Consider the following 16,380-nt stretch of genomic DNA (forward strand, 5'->3'; position numbering starts at 1 on the left):
AGGTATAAAGCTCAAGAATTAATACTAAAACTTAGCGCAAAGTAGATAAAAAAAATGGCTATCATCAGATAGCCATTTTTATTGATTTATTGAAGCTAATTATTGCTTTAATGCTAGATAGTTAATCAAGCCAATAATGTCATCGAGCGTGCGCATTTCATTTAAGTTAATTGCGTATTTATCGTTAACAATAAAAGCAGGCACACTTTGCACTGCGTACATGACCTGCTGCTGACGCCATAAACTGAGTTTGTTATCGGTTGCGTCGCTGTCGGCAATATCATCATATTGTTTAGCATCAACGCCAAAGTCGGCAAATACCTTTTTAATGTCATCACGGCTGTTAATCAGCGACTTATGTTCATGGCCTGCAGCGCTATGATCATGGCCAGCATTATTGTCTTTACCTTGAATAGCACCAAACATGGCAATTTTTAGTGCTTCTTTGTTATCGAGTTCGTGAATTACCGCTAAAGAACGCATCACTTCAGTACCCAAATCACTGTTCATAAAGTCGACGTGCTTAGTGTCAAAGGCGATTTTTTTGTCTAAGCCTTTTTTGATTTCTGGTAGGTACTGGCTTTCCATATTGAAGCAGTTATGGCAATAAAAAGAGAAAAACTCGGTCACTTTTGGCTCAGTTGGTACCATGATATTTGATATTTGAGTGTAGTGTTTACCTTCAACAAACTGTGCAGCAAAACTGGTGATCGGAGTCATCGCTAAGGTGGCGGCTAAAACTAAATATTTAAACATGAAAACCTCAAAACGGAGATAATTGACTTGAAAACGCGTTAACTAATGATGGCATAAATGCTCGGCCGCAACGGGAAAATTAGTGTGATCGAGTTGTTATTTACGAAAAAAACTTCAGTGATAACGGTTATTCTCGAAGCGTTTGCCAGGCTTCGCATACCTGACGAAATCGCTCCACATCACCTTCGTCTCTATCTGGGTGCCATTTAAGGGCGAGTTTACGCCACTGTTTACGGATCTCTCTGTCGGTGGCCGTTTCATCAAGCTCAAACACTTTTAACGCATGGCCCTTGTTCATTAATTTAACATTAACACCAATGTATTGCTGATAGCTTGACCAGAACGACTCCAACATCTCGCGCACCACATTGACACTGGCATCGTAATTACTCCAATCAAGGTAGTAATCACGCAAGGCGCCGTCTCTAACATGTTCGATATCAGCGTTAGCCGGAATAATTCTAAAAATTTGTATATCCATGGCTTTTACTTGCAACCATTGCCTTGGCATTAACATATCTTGTAATTCGTAGAGTGCATTCATTAATAAAAAGTTACGCTTAAACAGATCCTTTTCTGGTAATGGATCAAGGTCATGCATTAAGCCTTTAATTTGCAACTCACTGGCTAAATGGTGCACTTTCCAGCTTTGATTGGAGGATTTTAATAAGGTTAATACAGGCCAAATCAATGGATTGTCGCTTTTTGGCGCGTTGAGTTCGCGAGCGGATGCCGCATCAGACAAGGTCGTTTGTGAATGATTTTGTAAGTTTTTGTCGAGCAACATAACGGTTAATTCATCCTAAACTGGCGATATCGTTAACGAATGGTTAAAAAACACTATGCCATAGCCCCCGTGAATGACAAGCAGATATTACCAACTATGGGAGGGGAAGTTGGTCATATTTAGGCTGTAAACTGTTGCGTTAAATCAGCCATTTAAGACTTTGATCAATTAATTTTGATTCTTACAGGCAAGATATTTTTATTTGGTATAAAATTCCCGACAACAAATTAACAGGGGGCTTCAGTAATGACCGATAAACACTATATTAGCGCACAACAACTTTTAGAAGATTCATTTAGACTGGCTGCGCAAGTGTATGACAGTGGTTTTAGACCTCAGTTTATAGTTGGTATTTGGCGCGGCGGAGCTCCAATTGGTATTGCTGTGCAAGAGTATTACGACTTTAAAAAAGTCGAAACTGACCACATTGCGGTACGCACCTCATCTTATTACGGCATCGGTACCGACAAGCAAGATAAAAACATTAAAGTGCACGGCCTGCATTATATTATTGAAAATGCTAATGCCAGCGATGGCTTGCTCATTGTTGATGACGTGTTTGACTCGGGCCGCAGTATTGATGCACTGATTGGTAAGCTTAAAAAGTTCATGCGCTTAAACGTACCCAACGACATTCGCATAGCTTGTCCCTATTACAAACCTAAAAACACCAAAGTGGATTTAAAACCTGACTATTTTATTCATTCATCTGAAGACTGGTTAGTGTTTCCGCATGAGGTATCGGGGTTGGATCCTAAAGAAATCGCCGAAGGCAAATCTGACTTTAAAAACATTCAAGACCTGTTTTTATAAGCCCCATTGTTATCTCAAGCTTGTGGCTTATATAAACACGATTTTACTTAGAACTTTGTTTAAAGTTTGCTAAAATACAAAACAATGCGAGTGCGTCAACATACTAATGTCAATGAGACAATATCAGTATGTTGGCGCACTTTTTTATCAGAATTGAGCGAAATTTAGTTAACATTATGGTTTCTGTAGAATTGTTTACCCCAGAGGCACCTGTAAAGCGCCAACTTGAACTGCTAGCCCCAGCCAAAAATGCTGATTACGGCATTGAAGCTATCCGTCATGGTGCTGACGCAGTTTATATTGGTGGCCCAGCGTTTGGCGCACGTCACAATGCTGGTAACAGTGTTGAAGATATTGCTCGCCTGGCTGAGTTTGCACATCGTTACCATGCCCAGGTGTTTGTGGCATTAAACACCATTTTAATGGACAACGAGATAGAAAAAGCGCAAAAACTCATATGGGAACTCTACGAAGCCGGCGTTGATGCCTTGATCATTCAAGACATGGGCGTTTTACAGCTAGATTTACCGCCAATTGCTTTGCATGCCAGTACGCAAACCGATAACCGCAGCCCTGAAAAAACCGTCTTTTTAGAGCAGGTTGGGTTTTCGCAGGTGGTGTTGGCTCGCGAGCTGAACATTCCGCAAATTCGTGATATTGCCGCCAGCACTAAAATGAAGCTAGAGTTCTTTATTCATGGTGCTTTATGTGTAAGCTACAGTGGGTTATGTAATTTAAGCCACGCGTACTCAAACCGCAGTGCTAACCGTGGCGAATGCTCACAAATGTGTCGATTACCGTGTAATTTAACCACGCGTGACGGTGATGTATTAGCTGAAAACCAGCATTTATTGTCACTTAAAGACAACAACCAAACCGATAACCTAGAAGCCTTAATCGATGCCGGTATTAGCTCGTTTAAAATTGAAGGGCGCTTAAAAGACATTACCTATCTTAAAAACGTCACAGCGCATTATCGTCAGCAATTAGATGCCATTATTGCCAAACGCAATGATTTAGAATCTATATCTCATGGTCGCTGCGAGTTTAATTTTACGCCCGACCCAGATAAAAGCTTTAACCGCGGTAAAACTGATTACTTTGTTAACGAGCGCACCGAAGCCATTGAGCATTTTAGCTCGCCTAAATTTATTGGCGAAAAAATCGGTCGCATTAGCCAGGTCGGTAAAGACTTTATCAAAATTGACACCAAAGAGAGCGGCAAAGACATTCAGTTTAACAACGGTGATGGCTTATGTTACTTCGTTGAACATTACGAAACTCAGCGTTTGTCAGACGACAAGTTGTCTGGTTTGCGTGTTAATCGTGCCGACGGCAATACTCTGTTTTTAACTGAGGTGCCAAAAGATTTAAAAGTCGGTGTAATGATGTTTCGTAACTTCGACCATAAATTTGAAGCCACACTAAACAAAGACTCAGCAAGCCGCAAAATTGCCGTTGATATGCAGTTTTTTGATACCGATGATGGCGTAGGATTAACCATTACCGATGTGCATAATATTAGCGCAACCGTAACGCTCGCCTGCGATAAAGCGCCTGCAAACGATCAAGCTAAAACCGCTGACAACCTTAAAAAGCAATTAGGCAAATTAGGTAACAGTGACTTTGTACTCAATAAAATTAACTTACAAACCGAGCAAATGTGGTTTTTACCGGCCTCAATGGTAAACGAACTTCGCCGCGATGCAGTAAGCGCATTAATGGCCGCAAGGGTTGCCGCTTATCAACGTCCTGAGCGCTGGGTGCATGATAAAACGGCCCGTTTTCCACAAAAAGCATTGAGCTTTTTATCTAACGTGGCCAACGAAAAAGCCAAATCGTTTTACGAGCAACATGGTGTTATTCAAATCGAAGACACCTACGAAAAAAACACCGTACTGCATGACGCGCCATTAATGGTTACTAAACACTGTTTGCGTTACAGCTTTAATTTATGCCCTAAAGAAGTTGAAGGCATTAAAGCAGAGCCAATGTTTTTAGATGTAGGTAAAGATAAGTTAAAACTGGTGTTTGACTGCTACAAATGTGAAATGATGATTGTCGGTTCTAACCAGTTAGTGAAGCAGCAATAACGCCATCACAAAAAAGCGTTAAAAATAACCAAAATAGCTGCCCAAACTCGTGAGTATCGAGTACACTGCGCGGCTGAAATTTCATGGGTTTTGTCCCGTGATACCCAAAGTAGGATTGAAAAGATTATGAGCGATAGCAAAAAGTATGGTTTACGTGTAACACAAGTTGAAAACACGTGGAAAACCGAAATCACTCGTCGTATGACAGCGACAAAAACCATAGTGTCTAAAAGCCAAGATGGTTTTGCCACAGAAGCAGAAGCCATTGCATGGGGCGAACAGGCTTTACAAGGTTTTTTGTCAAAGCAGGCTGACCGTAACAAGCGTAAAACTGAAAAACACCTTAAGGCAAAAAGCTTAGCGGCTGCTATCGCTGCAGAATCTGCTGTAGATGAAGACGAAATCGTTGACGAAGAAGACGAAGACGACTTCAACTAAATGCTGCTTTAATAGGTAAATGCTACAGATATGCTCGGCTAGAAATAGCTAAATGTTATGGATATGTTTTAATTACGGTATGTTCAGGATAGGATATACTTAATTAGAATGATTTTTAAACACACTAATTCCTTGCAAGGATGTTATTGGGATGAACAAAATCGCAGCATTTATCTGCTACGCGGGGTGCTCAGGAATAGCTAGTCTATTGCCTCACACCGCGTACGCATCTTCACCAGCATTGGTTACCTTGGAACCTCAAAGTGACTCATCTGGCGTGCTTGTTATGTCTAGCGATGTAAAACGCCTCACCACAGTATCTAAAACTTTCGGCTTTTTACCTCCTCTTTCATGGAAGTTGGCGTTTGACGAAAAACGCGGCGACATGACCATGGCCGAATTTATCCCCACCAACGAAACCCTAAATGATTGGTCTAACCTAATGTGCATGCAAGGATTTAATGGGCTTGCAGAAGACATTGAACCCGCAGAATTTTTAGATTCAATGGCCGACACCTACAAAGAACATTGCCAGGGCGAAGTGATTTACCAACCATTAGGTAGCATGAAAATAGAAGGTTATGAAGCCGTGCACGGATTATTAGGCTGCACCAGTATGCCCAATATCCATAATGCTTCAGCAGTGGTATCGGCCTCTTACATTACCAGCCCGCGTGGTGAAATGGGCTACTTTACGGTTATCAGCGATAATGAAAACATATACCTGGTGCATAAGTCGATTCGTACCGCGGTGTTCACCAAAGATACAGTGCCTATTACCCAAAGCAATTATCGCGATTTTATGGCAGAGCATTAACGCTGTTAACGTGAATAATACGCGCGTTGTTTTCCTGCTTTTAACCTATCAGCTAAACGACTATTCCGTTATAATCCTGCCGGTGTTTACGGCTGTGCTACATGAAGCCATTTTTATTTTATATTTAAACGTTTAGTCAATCTTTACGGTGCCAAGGTGAGTGTTATTAGCTCAATTGGAGAATCGGGAAACCAGTGAAAGTCTGGTACTGCCCCCGCAACGGTGATTGGTGAGAGCCTTGATGAAAATCCATCTTCGCTCGAGTGTACAGTTAAGTACCGCAACCTCAGTCCGGAGACCGGCCATAAAGGTGATTTCGAAGATTTCGGTGGGCAGATCTCGAGATGTGATGTTATGCCGTTTTAGGGGGCTCAAACAGAGTGTTCCCCCCTAAAGTGGTGCTCAATATTGCGGCGCTACTGCCCCATTTTTCCTTTTAGGAGTTAAAGGTAAATGGGTACTAAACCAACTACAATCGCACTATTATTAAGTGCAATTTTTTGTGCCACTAGCGTTAATGCTAATGCCGCACCTACATCAGTCAAATCTTCAGCGTCTGGCGTAACCATGGATGAAACCATAGTGGTTATCGGTCGTAATCAAACCAACCCGCTTAATATTGCTGCCAATGTAAACGTTATTGATGCAGCCGACATTGAAATGAGCGGCGCCAATAATTTAACCGATTTACTCCGTGGCCAGTCAGGGATACAAGTTTCTGATAACAATTCTGGTGCAGTTTTTTCAATGCGCGGTTTTTCGGCCTCACAAGCGGTCAACAACACCTTAATTTTGGTTGATGGTCGTCGACTCAATAATATCGATATTTCAGCACCAAGCGTTGAGTCTATTCCGCTTAACTTAATTGAACGTGTTGAAATTTTATCTGGTAGTGCAGGGGTATTATATGGCGATCAAGCCGTAGGCGGAGTGATTAACATTATCACCAAAGCGCCAACCGAAACCGCAGGCGGCTTGCAAGTCAGTGGCGGCAGTTTTGATACCTATGAAGCCAAAGGCGATGTTTCTGGTTCAATAAATGAGGCTTGGCGCTACTTTTTAGCGGGTAGCTATAACAAAAGCGATAATTATCGTGACAACAATGAAAATGAAACCGGCTCAATTTTAGGCCGTATTCAGTACCAAACAGAGGTTGAAGACTTTTTCATTGAGGTAAACCATTATGATAATGATCGCCAAACACCAGGTGCATTAACCCTTGCACAATATCAAGATAACCCTCGCCAGGTGGCCTCGTTTTCTGCGGGCGAATACGCGCATGAAATCACCACAGCGCTGCGCAGTGGCTACCAATACCAGCTCACCAATGTATGGGCGCTTGGTGCTGATTTAACCTACTCAGATAGCGCAACAAACAGTTTTTTGTATGGCAGTGCAGGGCGCATTGAGCGTGATTTATTGAGTTTTTCACCAAAAGCAACCGCACACTATCAACTGCCTAATGGCGAACTTGCCCTAGTAACAGGGATTGATGTGAGCCGCGGCGAAGCAGATTTTGACACCCTGTATCTACAACGCAATAACCAACAAACCATGCAAAGCGCCTATGTACAGGCCAGTGTGCCGTTAACATCGAGCTTATCTTATGTTGTTGGTGGCCGTTATTCTGAGGTCAGCGATGATTTAACGGATCAACTGCTGTACAGCAATGGCATCGAGCTCGACAACGACGCTCACGCACTTGAACTTGGGCTTAATTATCGCCCAAGTGCTGAGCATCGTTTTTATGTTCGCGCAAATGATAACTTCCGTTTTGCTAAAGTCGATGAGCAAGCATACACGCCATTAGATGTGCAAGGATTAGACCCACAAACAGGTCGCTCATACGAGGCCGGCTGGGATTACACCACAGCCACCCAAATGTTAAAAATAAATGCATATCAACTCGAATTAGAAGACGAAATCGTTTATGACGCTAGCCGCACCGACGGCCCATATGGTGGTGGTGCTAACATTAACGCCGACGAGTCTCGCCGTTTTGGTGTCAATACCAGTTACGAAGTGCAGTTATCTAAAGATTGGTTAATGGGGGCATCGTATGACTATATCGACGCTGAATTTACCCAAGGCGAAAACGATGGTAAAGCATTGTCATGGGTGGCTGAGCACTCAGGCAAAGCGTTTATGAGCTACGACTTTGCCGATAATTGGCAAACCTTTGTAGAAGCCGTATACACAGGTGATCGTTATATGGAAGGTGATAATAGTAATGCCGGTGATAAACTCGACAGCTATGTACTGACTAATCTAGCATTAACTTATCATCGTGATGCATGGACCGCGAGCGTGCGTGTAGACAATGTCGCCGATGAAGACTATGTTGGAACAGGCTATTACTCTTTATATGGCAACGGTTATTACTCAGGTACGGGTCGCTCATTTAGGATCACTGCCGGCTACCGCTTTTAAAAGCTAAAGCCAACGTTATGCACATTAAAGCCAGTAACTATTACTGGCTTTCATTTTGATATATCGTTAAATTAATGAATCATTCACCTAAGGTAACTGATGCATATGACAAACCTTGAACAACAAGTACTGACTCAAGTTCAAGCTATTATTGGCAATGAAGAACAAGTCATTGGTCGTCGTGGTATTTTGATCCCATTAAAAAAGGCGCTAATTAACGAAGCCGATATTCGTATTGTAATTGATACAGTTTCAGCCGACCCAGCCCTTGCAGCGCACCTGTTGCAGCGCAGCAATACGGCTCAAGCAGCCGGTGTGGTGTCTACCAAAAGCCGCAGTGTTAAAGATGCCTTAATCCGCCTAGGGCAGGTGAACATTTACCGTTACGCTTTTTCGTTTTACTTAAAAGAGCGCCTAGATGAGCTAGCCGAACCCTACAAAAAGCTAGTGCAAGGTTACTGGGCGTTAAATGAAGCAATTGCCCAAGATTGTATAGAATTACTACGCCAAGATAACGACGCTGGCGCAAGCACAAACGTTGACGCAGATGAAGTGCAAACCTTAGCGCTTTTTAGTGTGTTTGGGCAGGTTATTGCATTAACAGCATTTGCCTATTTAAACGCTGAGTTGCCCAGACCTGTATCGTTAAAAGTGCTTAAATCGTTAATAGAACAGCAGCAACAAAAACTGTCTTTAGAGGCGTTTGAATCGCTAGGGCTAGACGATGATTTACGAGTAGAGTTCATGGTTGCGCATAACTTACGTCAAACACAAAATCCTGACTCAGCAGGACTTGTGCTTCGACGTGTGTTATCTAAACGCAATTTATTGATTAATCCGCTGTAACGCTAAGCCTTCGCTTGCAACAAGCTCAAGCCACTTTTGGATCAAATTAGCATTGGTGGCATCGCGGCGATAAGCGCCAAATAACGGGCGCTTTAGTCCTTCTGCACCTAATTTTACTGCCGTTAAACTTAACCCCTGGCTTTCACGAATTGACCAAGTCGGTAGTGTTGCAACGCCATCATTACAGGCCACTCGTTGCAGTAACATTGAGGTTAACTCGCACTGTTTTTGCTCACCAGGCTCAACACCTGCGGGTTCTAAAAAGTGCTTGTAGATGTCTAATCGAGCTAAGGGTACTGGGTAACTAATTAACGTTTGTTTTGCTAAATCAGTTGGGGTGACATAAGCCTTTTTAGCTAATGGGCTCTCACTTGCTGTGACTAATTTAACTTCAAAATCAAACAAATGTTGATATGCCACACTGTGACCAGGCACAGGATCTGAGGTCAACACTATGTCTAATCCGCCCGTTTCTAATGCATTAAGCGAATCAAACAAATGACGGCTTGAAATATCAATCTGCGCCGCAGGAGCATGTTGCTTAAACTGCTCAATCACCGGCATTAACCAACGAAAACAGCTATGGCACTCAATGCCCAATTTAAGCTGTTGGCTTTCCCCTTCAAGACCCCGTTTAAGATCAGACTCAGTGGCTATCACCTTAGGTAAGATTTCTTCTGCTAAATTCAGTAGTCGCGCACCTTCGTGAGTGAAAGTTAACGGTTTACTTTTACGCACAAAAATAGCCGAGTTAATACGAGTCTCTAACTCTTTAATTTGATGAGAAAGCGCCGACTGGGTTACAAACCGCTTTTTAGCCGCACCAGCCAAACTGCCACTCTCTTTTAACGCCATCAAGGTGCGAAGGTGTCTAAGCTCTATCATTTTCTCTCCACATGAATCTTGCTCAACTAGCTGATGAAATCAATTCTGTTGCATAGCAGCAGAGTACCACAATAAACTTCTAGACGTCCAGACGCCTGTATGAGTTTTTTTACATATTTAACTATTAATTTTAGTTAATGAAAGGGGTGGGTGAATCTTAAAGATTGACAGTTATTGAATTATCGTCAGGCAAAGGCTTTACTAGGTTAAACATGAGGTTACGTTTAATAGGCAAAAAATAAGTCGCTGAGAGATCATTTACTAACGCGCAATGGTATTAATACTATACTGAGGACAGGTGCTAACAGATAAATAACAGGAGCCGAGCATGAGCCACACATACAAAATTATCGAACTTGTAGGGTCATCACCCATTAGCTCAGATGACGCCGTTAAAAATGCCATAGCGTCAGCCAATAAAACCCTAAAGCATTTACGCTGGTTTGAAGTCGTAGAAACCCGCGGTCATCTAGAAGAAGGGTTAGTTGCCCATTGGCAGGTCACCATAAAAGTGGGGTTTACTTTAGAGAGTTAGCCTTGTAAATCTTGAGGGTGAAATGTATCTACTTGCATTTACAGATAATAGTATTGACCCAAACTAGAAAGCGATTTATAACATCTTTAAGGACACAACAAACACAGTGACGTGAATGGCAAAGGATCTGTCTTATAAACGCTTTCTATTTATAGAAATGTTGGCATGGTGGTCAGGCAGTATAAGCAACAAACAGCTTATGCAGCAATTTGGCATCAGCCGCCAGCAGGCATACAACGACTTTAAACAATACACACTTCAACACCCGCATAATCTGTTAAAAACAGACCAGGGGTATTGCCCTGCACAAACGTTTACCCCGCACTATATTTCTGGTGAGCTCAGCCAATTTTTACACTGGTATGAAACCCACACTATTCTCGACCAAACCTATCAATCACCACGTGTCACCCATGTATCGATACCTGATCGCATCGTATCTGTGCAAATAATACGATGCCTTGTTGCCGCCATAGAGCAACAAAAACGCATCGATGTTCAATATGTATCGTTATCTAACCCAGAAAACGACGGTCGAATTTTTCACCCGCACACCTTTGTTAATACAGGGCTTAGGTGGCACATCAGAGGGTATTGCGAAAAGTCACAAGCTTATCGAGACTTAGTATTAAGCCGCTTTAAAGGCGAAGCTGAATTACTAGATACCTCAACGCACCCAAGTTGCAACGACAACGCCTGGCAAACATTCATCAACATCATACTCGAGCCAGATCATCGTTTAACCGCTGCACAAAAAGCCGTGTTAATGAATGACTACCCGCTAAGTAACGGCCAGTTAGTTATTCACACACGCGCAGCATTAGCCAGCTACGTACTCCACGAAATGCAAATTAATATCAAAATGCTCCACGGCACACCCGAGGCGCAACAATGGGAACTTGTAAACCAAAATGACATAAAACAGTGGTTATTTTAATCGGGAAATAAATAAACCCCTTAAAACCACTAACAAAATTGACCCGACAGTAAACTCACTTTACCTGTGTAAAACAACAGTATAGATGAGCAAATATTAAACGGTATACAGTGCAAGGACAGAGCACAACGAGGTGAATATGGACGACTTAAGCCCATCAGATTTAAAAACAATTTTGCACTCAAAACGCGCCAATATGTACTACTTGGAGTATTGCCGAGTCATGCAAAAAGATGGCCGCGTGCTTTATCTCACAGAGGCAAAAAATGAGAATCAATACTTTAATATCCCAATCGCCAATACCACAGTTTTACTGTTAGGCAATGGTACATCTATTACTCAAGCTGCGATGCGCATGCTGGCACAGGCTGGGGTGCTCGTTGGTTTTGCTGGTGGCGGTGGCACACCGCTGTACATGGCCTGTGAAATTGAATGGTTAACGCCGCAAAGTGAATATCGCCCTACTGAATATCTACATGGCTGGATGCAATTTTGGTTTGACGATGAAAAACGCCTCGCTACTGCCAAAGCTTTTCAACTGGCCCGTATTAGCTACCTAGAAACGGTGTGGCAAAAAGATCGCGAGCTAAAAACCGAAGGTTTTGAGGTGTCAAGTGAGCAAATCCAAGGCGCATTGGCCGTGTTTCATACCCGAACAGATGCCGCGAAAAAACAAGCCGACTTATTACTCACCGAAGCACAACTTACTAAAGCCCTGTATAAATTTGCCGCCAACAATACCAATGCCGTTGAATTTAGCCGCCAACATCAGCCAGATAAAAATAGCACCAGTAAAGCCAATGATTTTTTAAATCACGGCAATTACTTAGCTTATGGACTCGCTGCCAGTTGCTTATGGGTATTAGGCATACCTCATGGTTTTGCCGTTATGCACGGTAAAACCCGTCGCGGTGCCTTGGTATTTGATGTTGCCGACTTAATAAAAGATGCGCTAGTACTGCCATGGGCCTTTATTTGCGCTAAAGAGAATGCCACCGAACAAGAGTTTCGCCAGCAAATATTGCAAGCCTTTACCGACCACAAAGCCCTTGATTTTATGTTCAATACCGTTAAACAGGCCGCGCTGCAAGGCCATGCGTTAGAAGACATCGAGGCACAAAATCTATGATGGTGACCTTTGTTTCTCAATGCGAAAAAAACGCCCTAGCCAAGACACGCAGAGTGCTTGATGCCTTTGCTAATCGCATAGGCGACAACACCTGGCAAACCATCATCACCGAAGATGGCCTCATTACCGTTAAAAAAATGCTCCGTAAAACCGCCAGCCGCAGCACGGCTGTGAGTTGCCACTGGATCAGAAGCCGCTCACGCAGCCAGTTATTGTGGGTCGTAGGGAATAGATTGAAATTTAATGAACAGGGCATAGTGCCAGTGAATACGACCGAAAAAGAGGTTTTTATGGATGTAGTAACAGATAAACCCAAACAAGGTGTGCTGTATGCCAACACCCATTTACAGCCACTTAGTGAACACTTATTTGCCGTAGGTTATGTGGCTGAGCAATTACATCGTCAATTGTTTCCAGATAGTCCACAGTTTTCAAACATGAACTTTATAGCGGGTTGTTTGCATGATCTAGGCAAAATTGATCCCAAGTTCCAAGAATGGGTCACTAACCCAAAAAAGAAAGCATTTGTTGCAGAAGATGGCCAGCATATTGACGATACAAAATTTAGCTTTGATAAACATCCTAGGCACAATGAGGTATCGTTATTACTTTATCACTTGCTTGATAGTCCATCACTGACATTATTAAACCCGAGTAATAAACGCTCTGTTAAACATGCCGTTTACTGGCATCACGCTAAACCTTTTCGAAAAGAAAAAAGTGGTTTTGATTCGTATAAAGACATCAGCAAAAAATGGGCGGCGAATCAGAAAGAATGTAATTTGGTTGATATCATAGCGCAAGCTCAAACGTTACTAAAGCATGTTATTGGTATAGATAAAAAGTACCGAGACTCAAGTAATAGCTTGCTTGAAAACTCCATTCTAATGGATGTTGCTCAAGGACTAGAGGCTAGCCTACCCGATGCGCCACCGTTACCTAGCTACAAAGAATACGATGTTGAGGAGTCAGTCGCAGCCAATAATAGCAATGTAAAAATAAACGCGTTAAATAACATTGCTCGAGCTTGCTTGATAACTGCGGACCGAAAAGTATCTGCGTTAAGTGCTGAAGATTTACACTCTGCTATTTTTGAACATACATTAAACTCTCTTGTTACCGAGCTACTTAATGTTGAATCCTCGCTCAGTAGTGATATTGATACATGTCTAAGTACATTTTTCCCCAACAGCGACCGTAGTAAAAAGCAAAGTTATATTGCAAGGCAGTTAACTAACGCAGAAGATGTGGCAGTGTTAGCGGGGGCTGCTGGTAGTGGTAAGACCAAAATTGCTCTGGAGTGGGCAAAACTGCAAGACGCAAAACGAATTATTTGGGTATGTCCACGGGTGCAAGTATGCCAAGGCTTATTTTATGAGTTGACCTCAGAGCAATACTTGCCCAATAGCACTATTGAAATTAACACTGGTGAGTTTAAATTTCATAATCATTGGGATAATCCGATCCCTGAAGGTGAAAACTTCTCTGGTGATGTTGTGATAACCACCATAGATCAAATTTTAGGCTCTGTTATCAGCCACACCAATGCTAATACGCTCATCGATTTTTTAAACAATCATGTGGTATTTGATGAGTTTCATGAATACGTAAACATGCCCGCGTTTAACTTGCTTTTTGCCGAGCTGATTGCGGCTAAAAAAGCCAAGGCACAACAAGCAAACACCTTATTAGTTTCAGCCACTCCTCATTATGTGTTTGTTGAAGAGTTATTGGGTATTCATCCCGATGACATCATAGAAATGCCATCGTTTAACCAAAGCCAGTACCAACTTGATTTTAAAATATTTGATGATACCAAGCTTGATAACCGCAACCCATTATTTACTCCACAAAGTGACTGTACATTCGTCATTAGCAATATGGCACTAACCGCTCAAAATGCTTACATTACCAATCAACATAATGAAAATGCAGTACTACTGCATTCCAAATTTATTAAAAGCGACAAGCAGAAATGGTTTGAAGAAGTATTTGAATCATACAAACGCGGCGGCACTCGTAAATTTGAAGTATTGCGTAGTGGTCCTATTGTCCAAGCATCACTCAATATCAGTTGTGATTACATGGTGGCCGAAATCACCAATGCAGAAGACTGCTTACAACGTTTAGGTCGGTTAGATCGTTTTGGCGAAAATGATGATGTGAATATATACGCTTTAGCGGTACCTGAGTCCATTGCAAATGGAAAAGGCAAAAGCCCTGCCGCGGGGTTCCTTGGCAAAATGTATGTACTGAGCTCAGTACGCGCATGGTATCAATTTTTAAATAATGAACTAGCGGATAAAACCTTTACCTTACCTGAGATATATCAGCTGTATTTCACCTTTCATCATACTGAAGCTAGCCGAAAATTTATTGAGAACGATTTAGTCGCAGCACTCAAAAATAGCGTGCAACAGATAAACCATAAAGTGATTGATCCTATTACTGTCCCACCGAAAAAAACCTTAGATAAAAAGCGCAGTAAAATTAGTAAAAGCTCCTTGCGTGGTGATAACCGCTTTGTGCAAATGGCCGTTGTTGATTTAAGCGGGTCTGAGTATCAATACCTTGAACAGTATGCTTACTCAATGCCATTAGATGATGATAGTAATATCGACAATCTTACTTACTCCACCAATGCCATCTGTGGTTACGGACAAAGTGACAAAGATTTATTGTCTCACATGTTTAAAAAGCACCACAACATTATGGGCGGAGTGGCCAAGTCATTCACGGATAAAATTTTACTAAACGAAGCACGAGATCCTGAATTACCGATTTATTTAAGCTACACCACCAACGATTTACTACAAGTGGGCGGCGAGAGTGCCCGTCATCCACATGCTATTTATTACGCTATTTGTGATAAACAACCAATAGGCGCAATGTCAATTAAACAAATTAACCAAACCACAGAAGATGAGGAATAAATCATGGAAAAAGTAACAGGGATTAAAAGTGTTGATTTTAAAATTAAAGCAATCGGTCATGGTGTTGTAAATTGGAATGGGCCGACAACGTTACAGAGTGATGGTAAAATTATTGATAATCATAGTTTGCCAAAGTTACGGGGCTACACGAATTTAACAGGTGAGGTAAGTGAGAAAGGATATAAGTTAAAAAAAGACCCAGAAGAAATAGACTTCAAAAAAACGCCTTTATATATCAGTCAGAATTGCATCCGCCATCATTTGTTTAAAGATCAAGCTTATGATCTTCATAGTGCCAAAGAAAAGAATCTTGAAAAGGTACTGGCGTCCATAACAGGTTTAATACGTGGTTATGTAGTCCCTTCTAGTCAGTGTAAAAGAACTAGCCCATTATTAATTGAAGATTTTGTTGACCAGCTTGGAAATGGCAACTTTGAGCAAATGGGGCGTTCTGGTTCCAAATCTAAAGAATTAGACGAAAAGGGTAATGAGAAAAAGAGTAATTCTCACTTTTCAAAAACGACTTTTGGCGATACTAAATATGTATCATATGGCTCTATCAGCATTGAGCAATTGCAATTTATCTCATTAGATAACAAGTTTGACCGCGCCAGTATGATAATCAAAGAAGGTCAAGGCGAACAAGTTGCTGAAACAGTGCAGGAGTTTATTAAATCATTAAACCCATCATTAAATCCAATCGCTACATTTCACGGTAATTATGTCCGCAAAGGCACTATTTTCGAAGAAGGCGAATGTGGAATTTTACTCAATGACGACGCAATAAAAGCAATTATTGAGCATACCCTGTCCCGTATAGCCGATTTGAGTATTCGTCAAGCGAAAGGTTATATGTATGTTGATGAAATCACGGTAGATTATAACGATAGCCATAAAATGATGCGTATTAAACGTGACGAATCCGAAATCGTAACTAATCCACAATCCCAATATGCCCAATATTTTTATGCAAAATAGGCG

The 16,380-nt window shown here is 41.8% G+C and carries 14 protein-coding genes and 1 riboswitch; of the genes, 11 read left to right on the forward strand and 3 right to left on the reverse strand.

Features of this window, described 5'->3' with window-relative positions; all coding sequences use genetic code 11:
- Window positions 1-99: 99 nt before the first annotated feature.
- Entirely contained in the window at window positions 100-756 is a 657-nt protein-coding gene (locus tag K8B83_RS06755) for a thiol:disulfide interchange protein DsbA/DsbL (RefSeq protein ID WP_223419378.1), read from the reverse strand.
- Window positions 757-883: 127 nt separating this feature from the next.
- Window positions 884-1,543: a DNA-J related domain-containing protein gene (locus tag K8B83_RS06760; protein WP_188738468.1), complete on the reverse strand. Its 660-nt coding sequence runs from the start codon at window positions 1,541-1,543 to the stop codon at window positions 884-886.
- Between the two features lie 246 nt (window positions 1,544-1,789).
- On the opposite strand from K8B83_RS06760, the gene K8B83_RS06765 reads away from it, so the two are divergent.
- From K8B83_RS06765 to K8B83_RS06790, 6 genes are all read left to right on the forward strand, one after another.
- On the forward strand, window positions 1,790-2,356 hold the full coding sequence (locus tag K8B83_RS06765; protein ID WP_188738466.1) for a phosphoribosyltransferase: 567 nt from the start codon (window positions 1,790-1,792) through the stop codon (window positions 2,354-2,356).
- Window positions 2,357-2,532: 176 nt separating this feature from the next.
- The gene (locus K8B83_RS06770; protein WP_223419379.1) at window positions 2,533-4,449 is read left to right on the forward strand and encodes a peptidase U32 family protein; all 1,917 of its coding nucleotides are present in this window, start codon (window positions 2,533-2,535) and stop codon (window positions 4,447-4,449) included.
- 126 nt (window positions 4,450-4,575) lie between these two features.
- Window positions 4,576-4,887, forward strand: a complete 312-nt coding sequence (locus tag K8B83_RS06775; RefSeq protein ID WP_223419381.1) for a DUF3622 domain-containing protein — start codon at window positions 4,576-4,578, stop codon at window positions 4,885-4,887.
- Between the two features lie 151 nt (window positions 4,888-5,038).
- On the forward strand, window positions 5,039-5,704 hold the full coding sequence (locus K8B83_RS06780; protein ID WP_223419383.1) for a hypothetical protein: 666 nt from the start codon (window positions 5,039-5,041) through the stop codon (window positions 5,702-5,704).
- Between the two features lie 129 nt (window positions 5,705-5,833).
- Window positions 5,834-6,025, forward strand: a riboswitch (cobalamin riboswitch).
- A gap of 132 nt (window positions 6,026-6,157) precedes the next feature.
- On the forward strand, window positions 6,158-8,134 hold the full coding sequence (locus K8B83_RS06785) for a TonB-dependent receptor (RefSeq protein ID WP_223419385.1): 1,977 nt from the start codon (window positions 6,158-6,160) through the stop codon (window positions 8,132-8,134).
- Between the two features lie 105 nt (window positions 8,135-8,239).
- Window positions 8,240-8,980, forward strand: a complete 741-nt coding sequence (locus tag K8B83_RS06790; RefSeq protein ID WP_223420013.1) for an HDOD domain-containing protein — start codon at window positions 8,240-8,242, stop codon at window positions 8,978-8,980.
- On the opposite strand, the gene K8B83_RS06795 is transcribed toward K8B83_RS06790, so the two are convergent.
- Window positions 8,960-9,865, reverse strand: a complete 906-nt coding sequence (locus K8B83_RS06795; protein ID WP_188738457.1) for a LysR family transcriptional regulator — start codon at window positions 9,863-9,865, stop codon at window positions 8,960-8,962. The two genes, K8B83_RS06790 and K8B83_RS06795, sit on opposite strands and share 21 nt — an antisense overlap.
- A gap of 328 nt (window positions 9,866-10,193) precedes the next feature.
- Between K8B83_RS06795 and K8B83_RS06800 the strand changes: the two genes are divergently transcribed.
- From K8B83_RS06800 to cas7fv, 5 genes are all read left to right on the forward strand, one after another.
- Window positions 10,194-10,400: a dodecin gene (locus K8B83_RS06800; protein WP_223419387.1), complete on the forward strand. Its 207-nt coding sequence runs from the start codon at window positions 10,194-10,196 to the stop codon at window positions 10,398-10,400.
- Between the two features lie 115 nt (window positions 10,401-10,515).
- Window positions 10,516-11,337, forward strand: coding sequence for a WYL domain-containing transcriptional regulator (locus tag K8B83_RS06805; protein ID WP_223419389.1), 822 nt, complete (start codon window positions 10,516-10,518; stop codon window positions 11,335-11,337).
- A gap of 139 nt (window positions 11,338-11,476) precedes the next feature.
- The gene (gene cas1f, locus K8B83_RS06810) at window positions 11,477-12,466 is read left to right on the forward strand and encodes a type I-F CRISPR-associated endonuclease Cas1f (protein ID WP_223419391.1); all 990 of its coding nucleotides are present in this window, start codon (window positions 11,477-11,479) and stop codon (window positions 12,464-12,466) included.
- On the forward strand, window positions 12,463-15,399 hold the full coding sequence (locus K8B83_RS06815) for a CRISPR-associated endonuclease Cas3'' (RefSeq protein WP_223419392.1): 2,937 nt from the start codon (window positions 12,463-12,465) through the stop codon (window positions 15,397-15,399). Before cas1f ends, K8B83_RS06815 begins: the two co-directional genes overlap by 4 nt.
- Window positions 15,400-15,402: 3 nt before the next feature.
- On the forward strand, window positions 15,403-16,377 hold the full coding sequence (cas7fv, locus tag K8B83_RS06820) for a type I-Fv CRISPR-associated protein Cas7fv (protein ID WP_223419394.1): 975 nt from the start codon (window positions 15,403-15,405) through the stop codon (window positions 16,375-16,377).
- Window positions 16,378-16,380 lie beyond the last annotated feature (3 nt).

It is taken from the genome of Shewanella inventionis, from assembly GCF_019931735.1.
In the GTDB taxonomy this organism is placed as follows: Bacteria; Pseudomonadota; Gammaproteobacteria; order Enterobacterales; family Shewanellaceae; genus Shewanella; species Shewanella inventionis.

Bases quoted from the DNA above. Each gene is read 5' to 3' on its own strand.
- K8B83_RS06755 (WP_223419378.1), bottom strand. From the start codon at position 756: ATGTTTAAATATTTAGTTTTAGCCGCCACCTTAGCGATGACTCCGATC.
- K8B83_RS06760 (WP_188738468.1), bottom strand. From the start codon at position 1,543: ATGTTGCTCGACAAAAACTTACAAAATCATTCACAAACGACCTTGTCT.
- K8B83_RS06765 (WP_188738466.1), top strand. From the start codon at position 1,790: ATGACCGATAAACACTATATTAGCGCACAACAACTTTTAGAAGATTCA.
- K8B83_RS06770 (WP_223419379.1), top strand. From the start codon at position 2,533: ATGGTTTCTGTAGAATTGTTTACCCCAGAGGCACCTGTAAAGCGCCAA.
- K8B83_RS06775 (WP_223419381.1), top strand. From the start codon at position 4,576: ATGAGCGATAGCAAAAAGTATGGTTTACGTGTAACACAAGTTGAAAAC.
- K8B83_RS06780 (WP_223419383.1), top strand. From the start codon at position 5,039: ATGAACAAAATCGCAGCATTTATCTGCTACGCGGGGTGCTCAGGAATA.
- K8B83_RS06785 (WP_223419385.1), top strand. From the start codon at position 6,158: ATGGGTACTAAACCAACTACAATCGCACTATTATTAAGTGCAATTTTT.
- K8B83_RS06790 (WP_223420013.1), top strand. From the start codon at position 8,240: ATGACAAACCTTGAACAACAAGTACTGACTCAAGTTCAAGCTATTATT.
- K8B83_RS06795 (WP_188738457.1), bottom strand. From the start codon at position 9,865: ATGATAGAGCTTAGACACCTTCGCACCTTGATGGCGTTAAAAGAGAGT.
- K8B83_RS06800 (WP_223419387.1), top strand. From the start codon at position 10,194: ATGAGCCACACATACAAAATTATCGAACTTGTAGGGTCATCACCCATT.
- K8B83_RS06805 (WP_223419389.1), top strand. From the start codon at position 10,516: ATGGCAAAGGATCTGTCTTATAAACGCTTTCTATTTATAGAAATGTTG.
- cas1f (WP_223419391.1), top strand. From the start codon at position 11,477: ATGGACGACTTAAGCCCATCAGATTTAAAAACAATTTTGCACTCAAAA.
- K8B83_RS06815 (WP_223419392.1), top strand. From the start codon at position 12,463: ATGATGGTGACCTTTGTTTCTCAATGCGAAAAAAACGCCCTAGCCAAG.
- cas7fv (WP_223419394.1), top strand. From the start codon at position 15,403: ATGGAAAAAGTAACAGGGATTAAAAGTGTTGATTTTAAAATTAAAGCA.